This window comes from Streptomyces sp. NPDC093252 (assembly GCF_040683675.1).
Classification (GTDB): Bacteria; Actinomycetota; Actinomycetes; order Streptomycetales; family Streptomycetaceae; genus Streptomyces.
Genome location: NZ_JBFBEM010000006.1, coordinates 435441 through 458619 on the forward strand (window position 1 = coordinate 435441; position 23179 = coordinate 458619).

The 23179-nt window shown below is 71.0% G+C and carries 22 protein-coding genes; 13 read left to right on the forward strand and 9 right to left on the reverse strand.

The genetic code is table 11. The features are described from left to right. Positions 1-200: 200 nt before the first annotated feature. From AB0O01_RS15875 to AB0O01_RS15890, 4 genes are all read left to right on the forward strand, one after another. A complete protein-coding gene (locus AB0O01_RS15875) occupies positions 201-1682 on the forward strand; it encodes a CynX/NimT family MFS transporter (protein WP_365313707.1) in 1482 nt (493 codons plus the stop codon). A 162-nt stretch (positions 1683-1844) separates the two neighbouring features. Continuing rightward, positions 1845-1958: an SGM_5486 family transporter-associated protein gene (locus AB0O01_RS15880; protein WP_355735256.1), complete on the forward strand. Its 114-nt coding sequence runs from the start codon at positions 1845-1847 to the stop codon at positions 1956-1958. 248 nt (positions 1959-2206) lie between these two features. After that, entirely contained in the window at positions 2207-2413 is a 207-nt protein-coding gene (locus tag AB0O01_RS15885) for a hypothetical protein (protein WP_365313708.1), read from the forward strand. Positions 2414-2527: 114 nt separating this feature from the next. After that, a complete protein-coding gene (locus AB0O01_RS15890) occupies positions 2528-3046 on the forward strand; it encodes a histidine phosphatase family protein (protein WP_365313710.1) in 519 nt (172 codons plus the stop codon). 283 nt (positions 3047-3329) lie between these two features. Here the strand turns inward: AB0O01_RS15890 and serB are convergent, their stop codons facing one another. Beyond that, entirely contained in the window at positions 3330-4538 is a 1209-nt protein-coding gene (gene serB / locus AB0O01_RS15895) for a phosphoserine phosphatase SerB (RefSeq protein WP_365313712.1), read from the reverse strand. 185 nt (positions 4539-4723) lie between these two features. Next, positions 4724-6826, reverse strand: a complete 2103-nt coding sequence (locus AB0O01_RS15900; protein ID WP_365313713.1) for a streptophobe family protein — start codon at positions 6824-6826, stop codon at positions 4724-4726. Between the two features lie 276 nt (positions 6827-7102). On the opposite strand from AB0O01_RS15900, the gene AB0O01_RS15905 reads away from it, so the two are divergent. After that, complete coding sequence (locus tag AB0O01_RS15905) at positions 7103-9790, forward strand: FHA domain-containing protein (protein ID WP_365313781.1); 2688 nt, start codon at positions 7103-7105, stop codon at positions 9788-9790. 343 nt (positions 9791-10133) lie between these two features. On the opposite strand, the gene AB0O01_RS15910 is transcribed toward AB0O01_RS15905, so the two are convergent. The 3 genes from AB0O01_RS15910 to AB0O01_RS15920 all read right to left on the reverse strand — a co-directional run bounded on the left by AB0O01_RS15910 (position 10134) and on the right by AB0O01_RS15920 (position 13241). Further along, entirely contained in the window at positions 10134-10961 is an 828-nt protein-coding gene (locus AB0O01_RS15910; RefSeq protein WP_365313715.1) for a transglycosylase SLT domain-containing protein, read from the reverse strand. A gap of 295 nt (positions 10962-11256) precedes the next feature. Beyond that, positions 11257-12540, reverse strand: coding sequence for an S-adenosylmethionine:tRNA ribosyltransferase-isomerase (locus AB0O01_RS15915; RefSeq protein WP_365313716.1), 1284 nt, complete (start codon positions 12538-12540; stop codon positions 11257-11259). Beyond that, positions 12537-13241, reverse strand: coding sequence for an SDR family oxidoreductase (locus tag AB0O01_RS15920; protein WP_365313718.1), 705 nt, complete (start codon positions 13239-13241; stop codon positions 12537-12539). Before AB0O01_RS15920 ends, AB0O01_RS15915 begins: the two co-directional genes overlap by 4 nt. Positions 13242-13459: 218 nt before the next feature. Here AB0O01_RS15920 and AB0O01_RS15925 point away from each other — a divergent pair, with 218 nt between their 5' ends. From AB0O01_RS15925 to AB0O01_RS15940, 4 genes are all read left to right on the forward strand, one after another. Beyond that, positions 13460-14605, forward strand: coding sequence for a GAF domain-containing sensor histidine kinase (locus AB0O01_RS15925; RefSeq protein ID WP_365313720.1), 1146 nt, complete (start codon positions 13460-13462; stop codon positions 14603-14605). Next, positions 14598-15239, forward strand: coding sequence for a response regulator transcription factor (locus AB0O01_RS15930; protein ID WP_365313721.1), 642 nt, complete (start codon positions 14598-14600; stop codon positions 15237-15239). Before AB0O01_RS15925 ends, AB0O01_RS15930 begins: the two co-directional genes overlap by 8 nt. 189 nt (positions 15240-15428) lie before the next feature. Continuing rightward, positions 15429-15674, forward strand: coding sequence for a chaplin (locus AB0O01_RS15935; RefSeq protein WP_355735287.1), 246 nt, complete (start codon positions 15429-15431; stop codon positions 15672-15674). 238 nt (positions 15675-15912) lie between these two features. Beyond that, the gene (locus tag AB0O01_RS15940; protein WP_365313722.1) at positions 15913-16152 is read left to right on the forward strand and encodes a chaplin; all 240 of its coding nucleotides are present in this window, start codon (positions 15913-15915) and stop codon (positions 16150-16152) included. A 187-nt stretch (positions 16153-16339) separates the two neighbouring features. Here AB0O01_RS15940 and AB0O01_RS15945 read toward each other — a convergent pair whose 3' ends face one another. Next, the gene (locus AB0O01_RS15945) at positions 16340-17158 is read right to left on the reverse strand and encodes a hypothetical protein (protein ID WP_365313723.1); all 819 of its coding nucleotides are present in this window, start codon (positions 17156-17158) and stop codon (positions 16340-16342) included. Positions 17159-17309: 151 nt separating this feature from the next. Here AB0O01_RS15945 and AB0O01_RS15950 point away from each other — a divergent pair, with 151 nt between their 5' ends. From AB0O01_RS15950 to AB0O01_RS15960, 3 genes are all read left to right on the forward strand, one after another. Further along, on the forward strand, positions 17310-18101 hold the full coding sequence (locus tag AB0O01_RS15950) for an ABC transporter ATP-binding protein (protein ID WP_365313724.1): 792 nt from the start codon (positions 17310-17312) through the stop codon (positions 18099-18101). A 211-nt stretch (positions 18102-18312) separates the two neighbouring features. After that, a complete protein-coding gene (locus tag AB0O01_RS15955) occupies positions 18313-18747 on the forward strand; it encodes an NfeD family protein (protein ID WP_365313727.1) in 435 nt (144 codons plus the stop codon). 137 nt (positions 18748-18884) lie between these two features. Beyond that, positions 18885-19835: an SPFH domain-containing protein gene (locus AB0O01_RS15960; RefSeq protein ID WP_365313729.1), complete on the forward strand. Its 951-nt coding sequence runs from the start codon at positions 18885-18887 to the stop codon at positions 19833-19835. A gap of 141 nt (positions 19836-19976) precedes the next feature. Here AB0O01_RS15960 and AB0O01_RS15965 read toward each other — a convergent pair whose 3' ends face one another. From AB0O01_RS15965 to AB0O01_RS15975, 3 genes are all read right to left on the reverse strand, one after another. Beyond that, positions 19977-20483, reverse strand: coding sequence for an HNH endonuclease (locus AB0O01_RS15965; protein ID WP_365313730.1), 507 nt, complete (start codon positions 20481-20483; stop codon positions 19977-19979). A 209-nt stretch (positions 20484-20692) separates the two neighbouring features. After that, positions 20693-21232: a YbhB/YbcL family Raf kinase inhibitor-like protein gene (locus tag AB0O01_RS15970; protein WP_365313731.1), complete on the reverse strand. Its 540-nt coding sequence runs from the start codon at positions 21230-21232 to the stop codon at positions 20693-20695. Positions 21233-21272: 40 nt separating this feature from the next. Further along, positions 21273-22055: a sporulation protein gene (locus tag AB0O01_RS15975; RefSeq protein ID WP_365313732.1), complete on the reverse strand. Its 783-nt coding sequence runs from the start codon at positions 22053-22055 to the stop codon at positions 21273-21275. A 92-nt stretch (positions 22056-22147) separates the two neighbouring features. Here AB0O01_RS15975 and AB0O01_RS15980 point away from each other — a divergent pair, with 92 nt between their 5' ends. After that, entirely contained in the window at positions 22148-22798 is a 651-nt protein-coding gene (locus AB0O01_RS15980) for a DNA-3-methyladenine glycosylase (protein WP_365313734.1), read from the forward strand. The last annotated feature ends 381 nt before the right edge of the window (positions 22799-23179 follow it).

Genomic DNA, 23179 nt, shown 5'->3' on the forward strand with positions numbered 1-23179 from the left:
CCTCATGGCTCACAGGGGCCGGCGGGATGACGGACGCCGGACAGCGGACGAGCAGGAACGAGCAAGGACGAGTGAGAACGAACAAGAACACCGAAAACGAGCAGAGGTCGGCAGAGACCGGCAAGGGCCGCCCGGTACGAGCGCAGACGAGCACGGGCCGGCACGGACGAACCATGGACAACCAATCATCCCATGATTCTATGATGGAGCCCATGCAGCGCGAGGAAACGACCACGACCACGACAGCACCCGTCGGCAGTTCGGCCGGTACCGCCCCCGAGTCGTCCGGACGCGACGGCACGCGCGCGTGGGCGATGCGTCTGCTGGTCGTCGGCATCGTGCTCGCCGCGGTCAACCTCCGCCCCGCGATCACCAGCCTCGGCGCCCTCCTCGAAGACGTCCGCGACGGCCTCGGCATGAGCGGCAGCGTGGCCGGACTGCTCACCTCGGTCCCCCCGCTCTGCTTCGCGGTCTTCGGCGTCATGGCGCCCCGCCTGGCCCGCCGCTTCGGCCCCGCCGCGGTCGTGTGCGCGGGCATGGCCGCGATCACCGCGGGCCTGCTCATACGACCGTACGCGGGCGGTACGGCGGGCTTCCTGGCCGCCAGCGCCCTCGCCCTGATGGGCATCGCGGTGAGCAACGTCCTGATGCCGGTGATCGTCAAGCGCTGGTTCCCGGACCGGGTCGGCCCCATGACCGGCCTGTACTCCATGGCCCTCGCCTTCGGCACGTCCATCGCGGCGGCGGTCACCGTCCCCGTCGCCGGCGCCCTGGGCGGCTGGCAGCCGGGCCTCGCCGTCTGGGCGGCGGTCGCCGCCGTGGCCGTACTCCCGTGGATCCCGTTCGTACGGAAGCCGGGGGCACCCTCGGAGACCGGCCCGCGCGCGTCGACCGGGACCCGCGCCCAGGGCCCGGCGCGGACCAACACGCAAGGGCCGGTCGGAACGGACACCCGCGGGACGGCCGAGACCGCCACGGGTCGGTCCCCCGGGACCGGCACGCAGGAACCCATGCGAACGACGCCGCAAGGACCGGACGGGCGTCCCGCGCGCGAGGAGCCGCCCGTCCGCCTGTGGATCACCCGCAGCCGCACCGCCTGGGCGCTCGCGGTGTTCTTCGGGCTCCAGGCCACCGCCGCCTACATCACCATGGGCTGGATGGCGCAGATCTTCCGTGACGCAGGCGTCTCCGCCGACACCGCCGGACTGCTGCTCGCCGTGACGATGGTGATGGGCGTGCCGCTCGCCTTCGTCATCCCCCGCCTGGCCACCCGGCTGCCCCACCAGGGCCCCATCGTGCTCGTCCTCGGTGCGTGCGGCCTGGCCGGATACGCGGGCCTGTACTTCGCCCCCGCGGGTGGCGCCTGGGCCTGGGCCGTCCTGCTCGGCATCTCCAACTGCGCCTTCCCGCTGGCCCTGACGATGGTCGGCATGCGCGCGAGGACCGGCACGGGCGTGGCCCAGCTCTCCGCCTTCGCCCAGAGCACGGGCTATCTGATCTCCATTCCCGGCCCGCTCCTGGTCGGCGTCCTGTACCAGCACAGCGGCGGCTGGGGAGTGCCCATCGCCCTGATGGCGGCCCTGATGATCCCGCAGATCCTGGTCGGCCTCCTCGCGGGCCGCGCCCGGACGGTCGAGGAGGAGGCGGGCGCGAGGGCGGAGGCGCAGTCGGGGGCACGCTGAGGGGCGAGCGGGAGCGATGGAGCGGCGCCGCGCGTTCCGAGCCCCCGCCATCCCCGTCCCCGCCATCCCCGCCCCGCCCCCTCCCATCGCCTCCCTCCCTCATCCGCTCACTCCCCCCGACCCCCCTGACGGCTCTCCGCCCCGGGATGGGACACTGACCGCATGGTGCTAGACCCGAATCCCCAGAACGGCCAGAAGAAGATGCTGCTCATCTTCGGCTCGTTCTTCGCCATCTTCGTGATCATCGGCATCATCGCGACGATCGTCTCGCCCTGACGGTCGCGCACTCCGGTACCCCGGCACCCGCCCGTCGGCGCGGGTCACGCCCGTCGCCACGATGACTCGGGCCCGCATGGATTCGCCCGGCGGTGCCCGGTGGTGGGGATAGCCCCACCATCCCCTAGGGGGTCAGGGTCAGGGTCAAGTGGGTGGATCTCCGGATGGGTTGAGGGCCGGGGAGTCCGTACCTTCGAAGTGTGGCCGCGAGCAGCGGGCGCTCACCCCTCGAAGACGCGGAGGCACTCATGTCGGCCCCTATGTACACCCGGCCCCACCCGGCCAGCACGGGCCGTACCGTCACTCGTCTGCCCTGGTGGGCCCTCGCCCTGCCGACTCTCGCGTTCGTCACGCTGCTCGCGCTGATACTCAACCCCGCCGACGCCCACGCGGCCGGTGGCGAGCCCGCCATCACCCACATCCTGGACGCGATCCGGCAGGTGATCGCCCGCTGACCGAAGGCGGTGGCACCGCGTGCCCTCCCCACCCCGCCCCAGCCCTCGAAAACCGGGCGAATCCCCTAGTCAACTCCCTGCGCCCCATGGCGTGTTTCATGCGAAGCTGGGGCCATGAGCGTCGCAGAACCCCGCAGGATTGTCCTCTTCCGGCATGCGAAAGCCGACTGGCCCCAGGTGAACGACCATGAGCGTCCGCTCGCCGAGCGAGGCCGTCTCGACGCCGCCGAGGCCGGCCGCAGACTCACCGACACGGGCATCGCCTTCGATCTGGCCCTGTGCTCCACAGCGACCCGGACCCGCGAGACCTGGAAGCTCGCCGTCCAGGAGTTCCCGCACCGGCCGAAGACCGTCTATGAGGAGCGGATCTACGAGGCCGCCCCCGGCGATCTGATCGCGCTGCTCAACGAGACACCCGACGATGTCCGCAACATCCTGCTGATCGGCCACAACCCCGGCGTCCAGGGCCTCGCCGAGGTCCTCTCGGGCACCGCCGAGGCCGAGCCACGCGAGCGGCTGAGCCGCCGGGGCTTCCCGGCCGCCGCCTTCGCTGTCCTGACGACCGACAGCCCCTGGAAGAACGTGGAGCCGGGCACAGCGGCACTGGCCGACTTCTGGGCCCCGTCCGAGTGACGACCGCGTAGGACACCCCGGAGCACACCAGCACCCCACCCGGACCGCCTCAACCAGCCCGCCGGAGCAGTACGACGCCGTACGAGCCGATCGGCTGTTCGATCAGATCAGAAGGGGTACGGCATCAGACGGTGCCGTACCCCCTCACCGCCAGTCGGCGTCGTCCCGCGCGCCCGCCCCGAAACGCAGGGGCCGCCCACCCGCACAGCACCCCCTTGAGGCACCCGGCACCCGGCACCCATAACGGAACCCGAAGACCACCCCGAAGCCCCGCAGGGACCAGTCACTCCTCGTCGTGCGTATCCGCCGCCTCGACCTCTTCCCGGGTCACCCCGAGCAGATACAGCACGGTGTCCAGGAACGGCACGTTCACCGCCGTGTGGGCGGCCTCCCGTACCACCGGCTTGGCATTGAAGGCCACCCCCAGCCCGGCCGCGTTGAGCATGTCCAGATCATTCGCGCCATCGCCGATGGCGACCGTCTGCGACAGCGGTACGCCCGCCTCCGCCGCGAAACGCCGGAGCAGTCGGGCCTTGCCCGCCCGGTCCACGATCTCGCCGGTGACCCGGCCGGTGAGTTTGCCGCCGACGATCTCCAGCGTGTTGGCCTGCGCGAAGTCCAGCCCCAGCCGCTCCTTGAGGTCATCGGTGACCTGCGTGAACCCGCCGGACACCACCCCGACTTGATACCCGAGCCGCTTCAGCGTGCGGATCAGGGTCCGCGCGCCCGGCGTCAGCCGAACCTCGCTGCGCACCTTGTCCACCACCGAGGCGTCCAGTCCTTCGAGCAGCGCCACGCGCGCGTGCAGCGACTGTTCGAAGTCCAGTTCGCCGCGCATGGCCGCCGCGGTCACCTCGGCGACCTTGTCCTCGCACCCGGCGTGCGCGGCGAACAGCTCGATCACCTCGTCCTGGATGAGCGTGGAATCCACGTCCATCACCACCAGCCGCTGGGCCCGCCGGTGCAGTCCGGCCGCGACCACCGCGATGTCCACCCCGAGGGCGGCGGCCCCGGTGGCCAGCGAAGTGCGCAGCGCCTCCGTCCCGACTCCGGACACCGCGAACTCCACGGCGGTGACCGGATACTTGGCCAGCCGGAAGATACGGTCGATGTTGCCGCCGGCCGCGGTGATCCGCGCGGCGATGGCCGCCGTCGCCTCGGCGGTCAGCGGATGACCGAGGACGGTCACCAGGGAGCGGCCCATCCCACGTGGCCGGTTGTCGCCGGTCCCGGAGATGATCTCCGCCTGTAGCTTCATCGATTCTGCCCAGCTATGGACGGTCGCCCGCAGCTCGCCCGCCAGCCCCTGCGGTGGCTCCGTGACGAGCGCGCACAGCGTGATCCGGCCACGGGTGACGACCTGCTCGATATCGACCACATCGACCGAGAAGGCGGCGAGGGTGTCGAAGAGACCAGCCGTGATGCCCGGCCGGTCCTTGCCGAAGATCTTGACCAGGAGGGTGGGGAAGTCTGAGGTCTGCGAAGGGCTCATGGTGCCTCCACCGTATCCGGCACCCAGTGCCTACCGCCTCCGTGGTCCGTCTGGCGGACACGGAACAATGGATGTCCGATCAGTGTCGTACACCCGAAAAATCACCTCTCGTATGCACCTCGTCCGAGGCTCGCACGAGGTTCGTACGGGGTGCAGGCAAGGTGCGTACGAGATGCCTACGGGATTCAGCGACGGCCGTTCGGCCGGCCGGGCGGCGGAGGCGGCCCGTCCTCCGGCGAGGTCGGCGGCCACCGGGGCAGCGGGGGAGCAGGCGGTACGGCCGGCGCGGCCTCGGTGGGCGCCCCGTGGACGCCGCCCGACGACCTCTCGACCCCGTCCACCACCCCCTCGGCCCCGTCCACTGACCCACCGGCCCTGTACGCCGACCCGGCCCCGTCCGCCGGTCCGTCACTCGGCGCGACGAACGGTTCGGCATCGACCCGACCCGCACCACCTGGCCATCCCGACCGCCCCGGTTCCCGCCCCTCACCTCGCCCCTCCGAACCCAGGCGCGCCCCTTCGCCCCGCCCGTCCCCCACCCTCCGCAGATAAGGATTCGTCGCCGCGCTGGGCGGCCGATACGGCACCCCCGGCGCGTACGGCCCCGCCCGCTCCGCCGATCCCGATGCGTACGGCCCCACCCCCGGCGCGTATGCCCCTGCCCCTGACCCTTCCGCTACGCCCCTCACGTCACCGAGTGCCACCCCAGCCCCACTTCCCACCCCCACCACTTCCCCGTCCATCCCCACAGCCTGCCGCCCCGCCGCCCCCGTGCCCCACGCCAGCAACGCCCCCAGAACTCCGGCCCCGACCCCCCACACCGCGCCCAGCGCCATCCCCGCCCCGAGATGCCCCCGCAGTTCGATACCGGCACCGAAGGCATCGACGCCGAGCACCGACAGCGAGGCGTTCACCGAAACACCGGCCAGCCACCCGAGCACCGGCAGCGCCACCGCCGTAGCAACCCCCAAAGGCACCGCACACCGCCAAACAAACCCAAGAAGAGCACCCCCACCCCCACCCCCGCTCCCACCACCCCCAAACCGAACAACCCTCCCCACCGGCGTCCGCACCCCCGTCCACACTCCCGCCAGCAGCATCAGCACCCCCACTCCGACCGCCAGCAACCAGACCCGCCCGTCCAGTTCCGCCAGCCGACCAAGCGTGACCGGGCCGTCCGACTCGGCCAGCAGATCGTCCAGGGGATCCGGCAGGAACTGCACCAATGGGCCGGTCGCATCACCCTCGTACGGCACGAAGAGGCCGATCGGGACGCCGAGCCACACCCCGTTCGGCGCACCCAGCAGCGCCGCGCCGACGATCCGCCGGGGATGCTCGTCGCCGATCGCCGCGTACCCCGCCGCCGCGAGCCCCGCCGCGACCGCCACCAACAACACGGCGACCAGTGACGACACCGCGGGCCGCACCACCCGGTGGACGAAGGCGAGCCCGCGCGGCAGCGGGGTCCGCCGCGAGGCGAGCAGCGCGATCAGCAGCACACCCAGCACCCAGCACAGCCCCCCGAGCAGCGTCGGCACGGTGTCCACGGTGAACCCGACCGCCGCCTGCGCGTCGATCAGATCGCCGACCCGGTCCGGCAGCAGCCCACCGATGTCGCCCACGTCCCCGAGCCCGGGAATCTCGATCCCCCCGACACCACCCCCGTCACCCCCACCTCCACCCCCACCAGGCACCCCCTCCAGACCGAGCGCGCCCCCGTCGATCGTGATCACATCGTGCCCGGCCCAGGCCAGCCCGCCGAGCGCCGCCTCGAACAGCACCACCACCGAGCCCACCCGCGCCAGGAGTTCACCGACCGACACCCCACCCCACGGGGCCCGCGCAGACGACGCAGACGAGACGGCCGACACCGACGACACAGACGACGGGGACCACGCATGCGGTGCAGGTGGTGCAGGCGATGCAGGCAACCCAGGCGGCACGGGCGAAGCAGACCGCAGCGACCGCAGAAAAACCCAGGACAAAAGGAGCGCACCGACCAGGCTGACGCCCAATGGCGTGATCTCGATGGCCGTCGACGCCTCCGCGCCCTCCAGGCCGAAGGCGGAGACATCCCCCGACGGGCTCACCGAACCACCCGCCCCGAGCGCCACGACCGCCGGGGCCATCGGCCCGAGCGAACCCGCGGCGTCCGCCTCCAGCAAGTGCAGCCCGAGCGCCGCCGTGCCCGTCATCGCGATCAACGCCCAGCTCACAGCGGCGACAGCGGACAGCAGTACATCGATCCACGGCACCGGCCGAGCGCGCCGTACGGTCTCCACACCCATCGCAGACCCCCCGATCCGCGGCGCGGCGCAGTGCCGCACACGTCCCCCTCGCCTGGAATACCACTCTCCGAGCGGGTTTCAACCCCTGCGACGACAAAGCCTCGGTTCGGGTCGGGGCACTGTTGCGGGGCACTGTTACAAGGCCCGGACAGGGCCCGTACAAGGCCCGGCTTTCGGTCAAGGGGCCGCTCCTGAAATAGTTCCACCCGATGTTCGACATCCCTAGACTCCCTGTGCATGGGGGAAAAATCGGGGGACAACTCAGTGGGGCATGGAGTGCCGGAACTCGTACTGGAATCAAACGGACGGACCTGGACGCTCGACCCGTCCAGGCCCTACACACTCGGGCGCGACCCGCAAGGGGACGTCGTGTTCGACGACGCCAGGGTCTCCTGGCGGCACGCCACGGTCAGTTTCAATGGCCGCAGTTGGGTCATCGAGGACCACGGCAGCACCAACGGCACCTTTGCGCAGGGGCAGCGGATCCAGCAGCTCGAGATCGGTCCCGGCTCGTCGGTGCATCTGGGCAACGCGACCGACGGCCCGCAGGTCAAGCTCGCGGGCGGCGCCGGAGGCGCCCAGCCGCAGCACCCGTACGCGGCCCAGAGCGCGCAGGGCGCACAAAGCGGGCAGGGCGCCGCCCATCCCCAGCCCCAGGCCCAGCCTCAGCCCCAGGCGGCCAACCTCGGCTGGGCCCAACAGGTCCCCCAGCCCGGACACGCCGCCGCCCAGCAGGCCCACGCCCCCCAGTCACCTCACCCCGGCTGGCAGCAGCAGGCGCCGGCCCAGGCCCCGCACCAGCAACACGCCGCCCAGCTCCCCCACCAGCACCAGCCCCATCAACACGCCGCCCACGCCCCAGGCCAGGGCCAGGGCCCCGGCGGGGCCGCCCACGCCCCCCAGGGCCCCGGCGGAGCCGCCCCCGCGGCACCGGTCCACGGCGGCGACCGCAGCCCGACCACGTTCCACCAGTTCTCGCTGGGCCGGGTCATGCGCATCGGCCGTGCCCTGGACAACGACCTGGTCGTCTCCGACCTCCAGGTCTCGCGCCATCACGCGGAGTTCCACTCCACGCCCGACGGCCGGATGGAGATCCGCGACCTCGGCTCGCACAACGGCACGTACGTCAACGGCCAGCCGATCACCAAGGGCGGGTCGCAGTTGCTCGGCCCGACCGACATCGTCGGTGTCGGCCACTCCACGTTCCGTATCGTCGGCGACCGCCTGGAGGAGTTCGTCGACACCGGCGAGGTGTCCTTCTCGGCGCGCCATCTCACGGTCACGGTCGACGGCGGGAAGCAGATCCTCAAGGACCTCTCCTTCGGCGTCCCGGAGAAGTCACTGATCGCGGTCATCGGACCGTCCGGTTCCGGAAAGTCGACGCTGCTCAAGGCACTGACCGGTTACCGTCCTGCCAATCAGGGCGAGGTCCTGTACGACAACAGGAACCTTTACAAACAGTTCGCCGAACTCCGCCAGCGCATCGGCCTGGTCCCGCAGGACGACATCCTGCACAAGGAACTGACTGTAAAGAAAGCTCTCAAATACGCCGCCAAGCTCCGCTTCCCCGCCGACACCACCGGCCAGGAGCGCGAGGCGCGGATCGACGAGGTGCTGCGCGAGCTGAAGCTCGACATCCACAAGGACAAGAAGGTCACCTCCCTGTCCGGCGGCCAGCGCAAGCGGGTCTCCGTCGCCCTGGAACTGCTGACCAAGCCGTCGCTGATCTTCCTGGACGAGCCGACCTCCGGCCTGGACCCGGGCATGGACCGCGATGTGATGCAGTTGCTGCGCGGCCTCGCCGACGACGGCCGCACGGTCCTGGTCGTCACCCACTCGGTGGCCGAGCTGGCGCTGTGCGACAAGCTTCTGGTGATGGCCCCGGGCGGCGCGGTCGCCTACTTCGGCCCGCCCGAGGAGGCGCTGAACTTCTTCGGCTACGACACGTGGGCCGATGTCTTCTCCGCCTTCGAGAACTACCGCGACTACGACTGGGCCGGCCGCTGGAAAGGTTCGCAGCACTATCAGATGTACGCCGCGGACATCGACGCCGTCGCCCCGCAGGCCGTACAGATGCCCGCCCTCCAGGCCATCAAGCCGCCCAAGCCCCAGGGCTGGATGTCGCAGTGGATCACCCTGGTGCGCCGCTACACCTCCGTGATCGTCTCCGACAAGGGCTTCCTCGCCCTGATGGTGATCCTCCCGGCCGTGCTCGGCGCGGTCAGCCTGCTGATCGACCCGGACAGGGGCCTGCTGCCCAACCCGGCCAACGCGCAGGGCCGGATCACTCCCAACGGCACAGCGACCACGGTCCTGCTGATCCTCGCCGTCGGCGCCACCTTCGCGGGCGCGGCGAACTCGGTCCGTGAGCTGATCAAGGAACGCGTGATCTACGAGCGGGAGCGCGCGACCGGCCTGTCCCGCTCGGCGTATCTGATGTCGAAGGTGTTCGTGCTCGGCATGATCACCATGCTCCAGGGCCTGCTGGTCGGCGTGATCGGCTTCTCCGGCCGGGAGATCCCCGAGGAGGGCCTGGTCCTGGGCGGTCTGACGATGATCGAGCTGTCGCTGCCGATCATGGCGCTCGGCTTCACCTCGATGATGTTCGGTCTGATCATCTCGTCGCTGGTGAAGACCGCCGAGAAGACCATGCCCCTGCTGGTGATGTTCGCGATCATCCAGGTGGTCTTCACCGGCTGTCTGTTCGCCCTGAACGGCACGGTCGGCGTCAACCAGTTCTCCTACCTGATGCCGTCCCGCTGGGCGGTGGGCGCGGCCGGTGCCACGCTGGACTTCAACCGGATCAGCCCGCCCGAGGAGGGCGCCGCCAACGACCCGCTCTGGGAGCACACCGTCGGTGCCTGGACCCTGGACATGGCCGCGCTGATCGTCCTGGGCGTGATCTGCGGCATCTTCGTGGCCCGCTTCCTGCGCCGCCACGAGCCGGAGGTCATGCGCAAGTAACCACGCCCCGCCCCGACGCCGACGCGACCCACCCCGACGCAGAGGCGGGCCCCGCCCCGCCGCCGACGCGCCCCCGCCCCAACACCGATGGGCGGCACCCCGCACAGAGGGTGCCGCCCATCGGCGTCGCAGTTACTTCGTCCTTGGTCCTACGCACAACAGCCCGCCACAGCCGCCACAACAGCCGTTACGGCAGCCCGCCCCAGCCGTCACGGCAGCCCGGCGCAGCCACTACGGCAACCCGCCGCACCCATCACGGCACCCGGCGCAGCCACCCCCGGAGGCAGCAGCCGCGGCCTCCAGCCCCCCCGCAGTCCACTGCCACCACCAGCCCCCGAACCCGTCAGTACGCCCCGTTGACGTTGTCGATCGAGCCGTACTTGTCGGCCGCGTAGTTCGCGGCGGCGACGATGTTGGCGATCGGGTCGTAGATGTTCTTCGGCGTGCCCGAGACGTGGTACGCGGCGAAGGTCGGCGGGATCACCTGGAGCAGCCCCTTGGAGGGCACGCCGTTGATGGCGTTGATGTCCCAGTTGTTGATCGCGTTCGGGTTGCCGGAGGACTCCCGCATGATGTTGCGGTGCAGCCCGTGATAGCTGCCGGGGATGCCCTTGGACTCCATGATGTCCAGCGACTCCCGGATCCACCCGTCCAGGTTGTTCGGGTACGACGGGGCGGCCGGCTTGCTCTGCGGGCGCTCGGCGGAGCGGCTCGCCTGCTGGTCGGCACGGCGCTCGGCGGCGGCCTTCGCCGCGGCCCGCAGCTTCGCCTCGGCCTTGGCCTTGGCGGTCTCGGCGGCGGCCTGCTTCTGCGTGATGGCGTCCCGGGCGGCCTGCTTCTTCGCCTCGATGGCCTCGATCTTGAGGCTGGCACCGGCGAGCTGGTCGGTGATGCTGGCCTTGACGTCCTTGATCGGCTCGGAGTTGTAGCTGATCTGCGGAGCGGCGGCGGCAGCGCCGGTGGTGGCGGTGGTGGCGGTCTCCCCGTTCGCGGGGACCACGGTGAACGCCAGGGTGGCCGCGCTGAGCGCGCCGACACCGGCGAGGGCGGCCTTCCGCTGCCGCGGCAGCGCCCGCCCGCGGGCGGCGACACCGGACAGGCCGGACAGACCGTTCCGGACGGTGGCACCGGTCCGAGCGGCAAGACCGGAAAGCTCAATGTTCTTCGGCATGGCGAGGGGACCTCTTCGAGTAGCGGGGGCCGCTCAACATCCACCGAGACAGGGGACTGTCCGCGAGAAAGCCGCGGAACGAGACCCGCGGCGCTGAGCGACGGCAGCCATTCTTAGCGGTCGCAAAATTGCCTGGCAAAGGTGTGACGTACGAAGCCGGATAGTGGACCCGGGAAGTGCAAAACGGGACAGACTGCACTGTCTATCCCGTTCACATGGAGGGTCTTGATCTCCTACTTACCTTCGTACGTGATGTGCGCGATATGTGCGGGCTCACATCGGCGAAAGGGAAACCTTACCAACAGTTGCCGGAGCAACCTTTAGCGTGAGGGTTCTCCTCCGGAAGGAGGAGATGCACGTCCCCGAACTCGTGCCAGAGGTAGCGCCCGCGCAGCGCCGCCTCGTACCCCCGGTCGACCGCCGCCCGCCCCGCTACCGCCTCCAGCATCAGCAGATGCGACGCCTGCGGCTCGTGCAGACCGGTCAGGATCCCGTCCACGGCCCGTACGCCCCGCCCCGGGTCCACCACCAGGTCCGTCCACCCCTGTGCCGCCCGCACCGCCCCCGAGGGCCCCACGGCCGACTCCAGGGCCCGCACCGCCGTCGTCCCCACCGCGATCACCCGCCCGTCACCCGCCCGCACGGCGTTGACCAGCCGCGCGGACGCCTCCGGCACCGTGAACCGCTCCGGGTACGGCGGCTCGTGCGCCTCCACCGACGCCACCCCCGTATCCAGCCGCACCGGCGCGAACTGCACCCCCCGGCTCACCAGCTCCGCCACCAGCCGCGCCGTGAAGGGCCGCGCCGCGCTCGGCATCTCCGCGCTGCCGCTCCCGTCCGGCGAGGGCAGCGCGAACACCGTCTGGTACGCCGACAACGGCTGATCCCGCTCCGTATAGGCGTAACGAATCGCCCGCCCGTGCGCCCGCAGCAGCCCCGGCACATCCGGATCCGACACCCGCGCCCACCACAACCGCCGCCCCACCGACCCCACCGCCTGCTCCAGCACCGGCCCAGTCCCCACCGGCCCCTCCAACACAGGCCCCGAGGCCACCGACCCCAGCACCGCCCCCGCCTTCCTGGGCAGCCCCACCCCCGGCCCCGTTCCCCCGGGCAGCCCCACTCCCACCCCCACCCCCGCTGCCCCTGACAGCCCCACCCCCGACCCCGCACCCCCCGGCAGCCCGACCACCGGCTCCTCCAGCACCAGCCCCCCACCCCCCGGCAACCCCACCACCGCCCCCTCCGGACCCCCCGCCCACGCGCGCGTGGTGCCCCTTCCGTCCGGCTCCCGCAGCTCCACCGACCACCGTCCGTCGTCCCCGCGTGTCGAGAAGTGCACCACCACGCGCGCGTGCCCGAGCGTCCCGTCCACCGCCGCCGCCAGCGTCGGTGAGGTGTTCACCACCAGCAGATCCCCGGCCCGCAGCAGCCGCGGCAGCTCCACGAACGCGTGATGGGACACCAACGTCCCCCGCGACACCAGCAGCCGTACCCCGTCCCGCCCCAGCCCGGTGCCCCGCTGCTCGGCCGGCACCCGCGCGGACAGCTCCTCCGGCACCCGCGGGGCCGGCGTCACCGCACACCCTCCAGCAGCGACGGCGCACAGTAGCGCCCGCTCGGCGGCCGATCGTCCAGCAGCCGCAGAAACGCCGGCACCACACTCCCCGGCTCCGGCCGGGGACCCTCGTCCTCGTCCTCCGGTACGGCGGCGGCATACAGGTCCGTCGCCATGTCCCCCGGGTCCACCGCCCAGACCCGCAGCCCCGGCTCCTCGGCACCCAGCACGGCCGCCAACTGGTCCAGGGCCGCCTTGGAGGCCCCGTAGCCGCCCCAGGTCTCGTACGCCTCCGCCGCCGCGTCCGAGCTGATCGCGATCACCGTGCCCGCGCCCGACACCCGCAGCAGCGGCAGCGCCTCCTGCACCAGCCCCAGCGCCGCCACCGCGTTGACCTCCAGCGCCCGTCGCAGCCCCGCCAGCGGCAGCTCCTCCAGCCGCACCAGGGGCTCGCTGCCCAGCGCGCTGGCATTGCTCACCAGCAGATCCACCCCGCCCATCCGCCAGGCCGCCGCCACCAGCGCCGCGCGGTGCCCCTCGTCCGTCACATCCCCGGCGAGCGCCACCACCCGCGTGCCGTGCACCCGGAGCGCCTCCGCCGTCTCCTCCAGCACCTCCGCGGTACGGGCGTCCAGCACCAGGTCCCACCCCCGCACGGCCAGCGCGTCGGCCAGTGCCCGCCCCAGCCCCTTCGACGCCCCCGTGATGATCGCAACCGGCATGGCCCACGTCTCCTCGTCCTCGGCCGCCGCACGCTCCGGCGGTACGGATCCACCGTAGGAACGCCCCCGCGCCCACCGCCTCGGCCGCGGGCCGCAATCCGGCGGGTCCCTTCGCCCTACGCCGCCGATCCTGCGTCCCCGGACCTAGGTCCCTGGGCCCAGGCCGGGGCCGACGCCGGTCCGATCCCGCTGTCAGTGCCCGCCGGTACCGTGAAGTCATGAGTCAAGGCCCCCGGTCCGGCCTCGCCGCGGTCAGCGCCGCGCTGCTGGCCATGAGCAGGCACCTGGAGGTGCACGACGTCCTCAAGACGATCGTCGCCTCCGCCCGAGAGCTGCTCGACGCCGAGTACGCGGCCCTGGGCGTCCCCGACGACCACGGGGGCTTCGCCCAGTTCGTCGTCGACGGCGTCAGCGACGACCAGTGGAAGGCCATCGGCCCCCTCCCGCGCCAGCACGGCATCCTCGCCGCCATGCTCCACGAGGCCACCCCGCAGCGCCTCGCCGATGTGCGCAAGGACCCCCGCTTCGGCGGCTGGCCCAGCGCCCACCCCGACCTCGTCGACTTCCTGGGCCTGCCCATCCGCGACGGCGACGAGATCATCGGCGCCCTGTTCCTCGCCAACAAGAAGTGCCCCCGTCCCCACGGCGGCTGCGGCTTCACCGCCGACGACGAGGAACTCCTCGCGATCCTCGCCCAGCACGCCGCCATCGCCCTCACCAACGCCCGCCTCTACGAGCGCAGCCGCGAACTGACCATCGCCGAGGAACGCTCCCGCCTCGCCCATGAGCTGCACGACGCCGTCAGCCAGAAGCTGTTCTCCCTGCGCCTGACCGCCCAGGCCGCCACGGCGCTGGTCGACCGCGACCCGGCCCGCGCCAAGGACGAGCTGCACCAGGTCGCCGCCCTCGCCGCCGAGGCCGCCGACGAACTGCGCGCCGCCGTCGTGGAACTGCGCCCGGCGGCCCTCGACGAGGACGGCCTCATCGCCACCCTGCGCACCCAGATACAGGTCCTCGACCGCGCCCACAGCGCCCGGGTGACCTTCAGCGCGCGCGGGATGCGCGCCCTGCCCGCCGCCCAGGAGGAGGCCGTCCTGCGCGTCGCCCAGGAGGCCCTGCACAACGCGCTGCGGCACTCCGGGGCGACCCGTGTCGAGGTCGTCCTGGAGCGCCGCGGCCCCGGCGCGGTCCTGCGCGTCCGCGACGACGGCGGCGGCTTCGACCCGCGCGCGGTCCGCCGCGCGGGCCGGCATCTGGGCCTGGTCTCCATGCGCGACCGCGCGAGCGGCGTCGGCGGCCGGCTCAGCGTGCAATCGGCGCCCGGCACGGGCACCACGATCGAGATGGAGGTCCCCGGTGGCTGACGCAATCAGGGTGCTGCTCGTCGACGACCACCAGGTGGTCCGGCGGGGACTGCGCACCTTCCTGGAGGTGCAGGACGACATCGAGGTCGTCGGCGAGGCCGCCGACGGCGCCGAGGGCGTCGCCCGCGCGGAGGAGCTGCGCCCCGATGTCGTCCTCATGGACGTCAAGATGCCCGGCATGGACGGCGTGGAGGCCCTGCGCAAGCTCCGCGAACTGGGCCACCCCGCGCGCGTGCTGATCGTCACGAGCTTCACCGAGCAGCGCACGGTCGTCCCGGCCCTGCGCGCGGGCGCCGCCGGATACGTCTACAAGGACGTCGACCCCGACGCCCTGGCCGGCGCCATCCGCTCGGTGCACGCCGGGCACGTCCTGCTCCAGCCCGAGGTGGCCGACGCCCTCATCTGCCAGGAGGAGTCCACCACCGGGCAGGGCAGAGGCGGCTCCCTCACCGACCGGGAGCGCGAGGTGCTCGCGCTGATCGCCGACGGCCGCTCCAACCGCGAGATCGCCCGCGCCCTCGTCCTCTCCGAGAAGACCGTCAAGACACATGTCTCGAACATCCTGATGAAACTCGACCTGGCGGACCGCACCCAGGCCGCGCTGTGGGCCGTACGTCATGGTGTGACCGGATGACGACCGATTCACGATCGGCCCGTATCGCCTCGTAACCGCTTGGCGCGGCAATTCGGAAGGTTCCCTTCCGGGGTGAGATTCATACCGTCGTGGGAATGTCCCCCGGATGGCGCATCCTTCGCGGCGCCCGGCCGTTCTCCATGCGTGCCACGGTGACTGCCGTGGCGAGCGCCAAGGAGGACTTGAGAAGTGAAGAACCTGAAGAAGGCAGCGGCCGTGACGATGATGGCCGGCGGGCTCGTGGCCGCCGGGGCCGGTCTGGCCTCCGCCACCAACGGCTCGCTGGCGACCGGTCAGGCCGAAGCCTCTCCGGGTGCCGTGTCCGGCAATGTCATCCAGGTCCCCGTCGAGGTCCCGGTCAACGCCGTCGGCAACAGCGTCAACGTCATCGGCGTGCTGAACCCGGCTTTCGGCAACCTCGGTGTGAACCACTGAGTGCCGTCGTAGCACAGCACTGACCTCCGGCCTCCCGGGCGCTCTCCGGGAGGCCGGTCCGTTTGTCCGCCGAGCGACTTGTCGGCCCAGCGACTTGTCCGCCCATTGCTTTGTCCGCTCATTGATCCGAACGGGCCCTTCGCCCGCCCCCGGCCGTGCCGTGCCGCGCGCCTCCGCGTTGACCAGCGCACGACCCGCGCCCGGGTCGGACACGCAACAGCAGGAGGAAACACTTCTCATGAACATCGCCAAGAAGGCCGCCGTGGCCCTCACCGTCGCCGGTATCGCCGCGGGCGCCTCCGCGGGCGCGGCGGTCGCCGACTCGGGCGCCGAGGGCGTGGCCGCGAAGTCCCCGGGCGTCGTCTCGGGCAACACCATCCAGGTCCCGGTCCACGTCCCGGTCAACGTCGTCGGCAACAGCATCAACGTCATCGGCCTGCTGAACCCGGCCTTCGGCAACCAGGCCGCCAACGGCTGACGCACCGCAGCGACAGAAGGGCCCCCGAGTCAACGGCGACTCGAGGGCCCTTCCCACGAAGCCCGCGCCCCCTTCACCACCACCACGACCGACCCAAGCCCCCACCCCGGTCAACCCCCACGCCCCTCACCCCCTGCACCGGCCCCCCACGCCCCTCACTCCTCATGCCCCCACCCCCCTACCACCCTCACCGCACCCCCTTCTCCCGCTCCTCCACAACAGAGTTGTACGCCGCGACCTGCGCCCGCCGAGCCACCCGCTCCACCGGCCGCAGCGCAGCCCCCCGCGCCGCCAGCTCCGACGCGCTCACCGCACCCGAGCCCGCCCCTGCACCCGCCCCCGTGCCCCCCTCCCCGTTCTCATACGCCACGGAGACCAGCAACCCCACCCGCTGCGCCAGCTCCAGCACCCGCACCGCCCGCGGCGGATACCCCGGCGCCAGCAGCTCCCGCCCCCGCTCGGCCCGCGCCCGGTACGCGTCGATCGCCGCCTCCGCCACCGGCCCCGACGCCGTCAGATCCAGCCGCGTCAGCACCTCGGTCGCCTCCCGCAGCGCCTCCGCCAGCTCCCGTTCCGCCTCGCCCAGCGAGGGCACGTCCGCGGGCGGCGCCTCCCGTACCGCCAGGCAGTGCCAGACGACCTCCACATGCACATCGCCCTGTGGCCCGGCCTCCGTCACCTCCGGCACCAGACCGAACGGGGCGCCATGGCAGATCACCGCCTCCTCGGCGTCCAGCGCCCGCGCGTTGAACTCCGGCGGCCCGCTCAGCCCCAGCGGATGTCCGGGCACCGGCAGCGCGATCCGCAGCCCGCCCGCCCCGAGCGAGCGCAGCCGCCCCAGCGCCAGCGTCAGGCCGACCGGGGCGGACTCACCGGGCAGCCCGGCCACCCGGTGCACGGCGTCCTCCCCGACGATGGCCAGCACGGCGTCATCCGGCGAAACAAGTCCGGCAAGAAGGGCATTTCCCCAAGCGGCGAGGCGTCCAGAGCGCGGTTCCGAGAGCATGTGTCCAGCCTAAGGACCGGACCGATGGAATGGACCGGGCGACCGGTGGCGTAGATTTCGTGGAGGGCCTGTCCCACCGGCGCGGCGGGCCCGAGCCAAGGCGTACGCGACTGCCGAGTCCGGCCACACAGCAAGGGGAGACAACGCGCTCATGAGCGATGTTCTGGAGCTTGAGGACGTAACCGTCATCCGCGAGGGCCGGGCTCTGGTGGACGAGGTCTCCTGGTCGGTCAAGGAGGGCGAGCGCTGGGTCATCCTCGGCCCCAACGGTGCCGGCAAGACCACTCTCCTCAACATCGCCTCCAGCTACCTCTTCCCCAGCCGGGGCACCGCCACCATCCTCGGCGACACCCTCGGCCGGGTCGACGTCTTCGACCTGCGCCCCCGCATCGGCATGGCCGGCATCGCCCTCGCCGAGAAGCTCCCCAAGAGCCAGACCGTCTTCCAGACCGTCCTGACCGCCGCCTACGGCATGACCGCCACCTGGCACGAGGACTACGACGAGGTCGACGAGCAGCGTGCCCGCGCCTTCCTCGACCGGCTCGGCATGTCCGACTACCTCGACCGGAAGTTCGGCACCCTCTCCGAGGGCGAGCGCAAGCGCACCCTGATCGCCCGCGCCCTGATGACCGACCCCGAACTCCTCCTGCTGGACGAGCCCGCCGCCGGACTCGACCTCGGTGGCCGCGAGGACCTGGTCCGCCGCCTCGGCCGGCTCGCCCGCGACCCGATCGCCCCCTCCATGATCATGGTCACCCACCATGTCGAGGAGATCGCCCCCGGCTTCACCCATGTCCTCATGATCCGCCAGGGCAAGGTCCTCGCCGCCGGTCCGCTGGAGCTGGAACTCACCTCCCGCAACCTCTCCCTCTGCTTCGGCCTCCCGCTCGTCGTGGAGCAGGTCGGCGACCGCTGGACGGCCCAGGGCCTGCCCCTTTCCTGACCCCACCCCCACCCCGGCCCCGGAAAAGCCCCCGAGCCACCCCCGAACGCCCCCTGAGCAACCCCCCTCCCACCCCCGCCCAATCCCCTGATTCATCCCTGACCCCTCACCCCACACCCGCCCCACACCCCCTGAACTCCCCTGAAAACAGGGCCCCCAGCCCCTTTTGCACCCTGTCCGCAATCCGACCCGCAGCCATACCATTGACCATGTGAACGACATCGACGCATGGGTGTGGTGGCTCATCGGCGCGGCAGCACTCGGCATCCCGCTCGTGGTGACCACGATGCCGGAGTTCGGGATGTTCGCCATAGGCGCCCTAGCGGCGGCCGGAGTGGCAGGGCTCGGCGGCGGTGTCGTCGCGCAGGTCCTGGTCTTCGTCATCGTCTCGGTCGCCCTGGTCGCCGTCGTCCGGCCCATCGCGGCCCGGCACCGCCGCGCGAGCCCTCAACTGGCCACCGGAATCGACGCGTTGAAGGGCAGACAGGCCGTCGTCCTGGAGCGCGTCGACGGCTCGGGCGGCGGCCGGATCAAACTCGCCGGCGAGATCTGGTCGGCCCGCGCGCTGGACGCCGACCGCAGCTACGAGGCAGGCCAGCAGGTGGACGTCGTCGACATCGAAGGAGCCACGGCGATCGTCATCTGACCCGCGCGGGAATCAAGTGAACCGAACGTCCCCCGGGGCAGACGACGGTCTGACAGACTCGACCAGCAAGATCTTCAACAAGCATAAGATCTGCAACCGTAGGTCTGCCGAGGCGGAGAAGGGTACGGGCAGAGGCGATGGAACCGGTCATCATCGTCTTGATCATTCTGGTGGTGTTGGTCTTCATCGCCCTGATCAAGACGATCCAAGTCATCCCGCAGGCGAGCGCCGCGATCGTGGAACGGTTCGGCCGCTACACGCGCACGCTGAACGCGGGCCTGAACATCGTCGTGCCGTTCATCGACACCATCCGCAACCGCATCGACCTGCGTGAACAGGTCGTCCCCTTCCCACCGCAGCCGGTGATCACCCAGGACAACCTGGTCGTCAACATCGACACGGTCATCTACTACCAGGTCACCGACGCCCGCGCCGCCACCTACGAGGTCGCCAGCTACATCCAGGCGATCGAGCAGCTCACGGTCACCACCCTGCGCAACATCATCGGTGGCATGGACCTGGAGCGCACCCTCACCTCCCGCGAGGAGATCAACGCGGCCCTGCGCGGCGTCCTCGACGAGGCCACCGGCAAATGGGGCATCCGCGTCAACCGCGTCGAACTGAAGGCCATCGAACCGCCCACCTCCATCCAGGACTCGATGGAGAAGCAGATGCGCGCCGACCGCGACAAGCGCGCCGCGATCCTCCAGGCCGAAGGTGTCCGCCAGTCCGAGATCCTGCGCGCCGAGGGCGAGAAGCAGTCCCAGATCCTGCGCGCCGAAGGTGAGGCCAAGGCCGCGGCCCTCCGCGCCGAGGGCGAGGCCCAGGCGGTCCGTACGGTGTTCGAGGCCATCCACGCCGGAGACGCCGACCAGAAGCTGCTGAGCTACCAGTACCTCCAGATGCTCCCGAAGATCGCCGAGGGCGACGCCAACAAGCTCTGGATCGTCCCCAGCGAGATCGGCGACGCCCTCAAGGGCCTCTCCGGCGCCATGGGCAACTTCGGCGGCCTGGGCGGCGGACCGGGCAACGGCAATGGCAACGCGGCCCCGGCGCCCGAACGCCGCGAAAAGCCGTCCATCGACTGACCGACCATCAGCCAACCACCTGCTTGCCCGACCACCCCTCCCCAACCCAAAAGTTCCCCGCACCCACCCAAGGGCGCGGGGAACACCCGCTCCAGGAACCGATCCATCCAGGGGACCGGACCGTCCAGGGAACCGGTCCACCTAGGCCGCCGCCGAAGCCAGCCACTCCGGCAGCGCCTCGTAGTCGTCCCGGGCCAGCGTCAGCAGCATCGCGTCCGCCGGAGTCGGCTCGAAGGGCTCCCGCAGCAGCGGCATCCCCGCCTCGGACGGCGTCCGGTTCGCCTTGCGGTGATTGTCCTCCGCGCACGAGGCCACCGTGTTCAGCCAGGTGTCCCCACCACCCTTCGACCGCGGCAGTACGTGGTCCACGGTGGTCGCCCGCCGCCCGCAGTACGCGCACCGGTGCCGGTCCCTGACCAGCACCCCCCGCCGCGACCACGGCGCTTGTCTTCGGAACGGCACCCTCACGTACCTGCACAGCCGGATCACCCGGGGCGCCGGAATGTCCACGGCGGCCCCGCGCATCCGCAGCTCGGGGTGGGCCTGCTCGACGACCGCCTTGTCCTGGAGCACCAGAACCACCGCGCGGTTCAACGTCACCGTCGACAGCGGCTCGAAGCTCGCGTTGAGCACCAGCGTGTCGCGCATGATCCAGCCCACCTCCCGTGTCGCACCCGCCCACCCCCCGGCGGGCTGGGGTCAACTCTGGCCGGGCACGCCGAGATGGACAACGCAATATCCGCCGCTCCACGAGGTGGCCCCGAGAGATGAACCCCGCGCCCCCGGCAACAAAAATGCCCGCCCCCGATCACTTCCAAGACCAGAGGCGGGCAAACGTTCGGTGAATCCTCGGCAGGTCAGCCCTGCCCGCTGTTCTCGTACACACCGATCAACTGGGCCCGCGCCAGCGCGTGGAAGCGCAGATTGAAGCCGACCACGGCCGGACTGGCGTCCGCGTCCGGACCGAGCTTCTCCTGATCCACCGCGTACACCGTGAAGACATAGCGGTGCGGCCCGTCCCCGGGCGGCGGCGCGGCACCCCCGAAGTCCTTCGTCCCGTAGTCGTTGCGCGCGTGAACCGCCCCCTCGGGCAGCCCCGCGAACCCACCCGAGCCCGCACCCGCCGGCAACTCGGTCACCGAGGCCGGGATGTCGAACAGCACCCAGTGCCAGAACCCGCTGCCCGTCGGGGCATCGGGGTCGTAGCAGGTCACGGCGAAGCTCTTGGTCTCCGGCGGGAAACCCTCCCACCGCAACTGCGGCGAGACGTTCCCGCCCGCGAAGACCTGCGCGTCCCCCAGGGCCGCACCCTCCTCGACCTCCGCACTCGTGACCGTGAAGCCGGGCACGGGCGGATGGAAGTCATGGGGGAGGGGCCGCCTCTTCGGCTCGGACACCTAGGTACCTCCTGATCGGATGGTTCAGTGGCCTACGAGCCTAGAACCAGTTCCGCTTGGACCCGACCTCGGACAGCCACTGGTTGAGGTACGCCGCCCAGTCGGTCCCCTGGTAGTCGTGCAGCCCGACCTGGAAGGAGCGGAAGGTGTCGCTGCCCTCGCTGAACAGCCCCGGCTTCTTGTCCATCTCCAGCACCACATCCATGGCGTTGGAGTCGGCGACGAAGCTCAGCTCCACCTGGTTCAGCCCCCGGTACTGCTGCGGCGGCAGGAACTCGATCTCCTGGTAGAACGGCAGCTTCTGCCGCGTCCCCCGGATGTGCCCCCGCTCCATGTCCGCGCTCTTGAACCGGAAGCCGAGCTGAAGGAACGCGTCCAGCAGCGCCTTCTGCGCCGGCAGCGGATGCACATGCACCTGGTCCAGGTCACCGGAGTCGACCGCGCGGGCGATCTCCAGCTCGGTGCAGACCCCGATGTGCATCCCGGGCAGCGCCTGCCCCTCGATCATCGTGATCGGCGTCTCCCAGGGGATCTCCAGCCCGAACGGCACCGTGTGCACATTCCCGGCCGCCAGCTCGAAGGCACCGCCGAGCCGCAGCTTCGCGAACTCGATGTCCTGCTTGTACTCCGAGTCCTGGGTCTCCACCTCGACCTTGGCCTGAAGCCCGACGGACAGCGCCTCGATCTGCTGGTTCACGGACCCGCCCTGGATCCGCACCTCACCCTGCACGACCCCGCCCGGCACGACATTGACCTCGGTCAGCACCGTCTCGACCGAAGCCCCGCCGGCCCCCAGACTCGCGAGCAGCCTCTTGAACGCCATGTCACTCCTCATTCCGGTAATCCCTGACCCCTACAAACGCGATCCGACGGTGTCCGGTTCCGCACCCCCGCCCTGCACTACCCTCGGACGGCGTGATCGCGACCCCCGACCGTACGCCCCTGCCCAGGCGATTCTTCGACCGCCCCGTCCTCGAAGTCGCCCCCGACCTGCTGGGCCGCGTCCTCCTCCGCACCACCCCCGAGGGCCCCATCGCCCTCCGCCTCACCGAGGTAGAGGCCTACGACGGCCCCAACGACCCCGGCTCCCACGCCTACCGGGGCCGCACCCCGCGCACCGCCGTCATGTTCGGCCCACCCGGCCATGTCTACGTCTACTTCACCTACGGCATGTGGCACTGCATGAACCTGGTCTGCGGCCCCGACGGCACCGCCAGCGCGGTCCTCCTCCGAGCCGGCGAGATCATCGAGGGCACCGACCTCGCCCGCAAACGTCGAATCTCAGCCCGAAATGACAAGGAACTGGCCAAAGGCCCGGCCCGCCTCGCCACGGCCCTCGACGTCGACCGCGCCTTGGACGGCACGGACGCCTGCACCACCGACGACACCCCGCTCCGCATCCTCGCCGGCACCCCTGCCCCCGCTGACCAGGTCCGCAACGGCCCCCGCACGGGAGTCTCCGGCGAGGGCGGCGACGGAGACATCCACCCCTGGCGCTTCTGGATCGCCAACGACCCTACGGTGAGCCCCTATCGGGCCCATGTACCCAGGCGTCGCCCAAGTTGACGCGGCCACGGAAGGTGCGTAACGTGGCCCGAGCCGCTGAACCGGGTACTGCGCTAGTCAGCAGCCGGAGCGGCCAACCCACTAGCTACAAAAACCCTCGACGGGGTCTATTCAGTCATGTCCGCATGCCTGAATTCGAATCCCCTGAACCCCGATTATGAATCGGGCGGAGAGTCCGCTAGCGTAGTGAATGTCGAAAGGCCGCCGGGCGAATAGCCCAAAGCCCCAGACAATCCCGCCGACAGGGAATCGGATCGAGAAAAGGATCTGATAGAGTCGGAGACATCGAAGGGAAGCGCCCGGAGGAAAGCCCGAGAGGGTGAGTACGAAGGAAGCGTCCGTTCCTTGAGAACTCAACAGCGTGCCAAAAATCAACGCCAG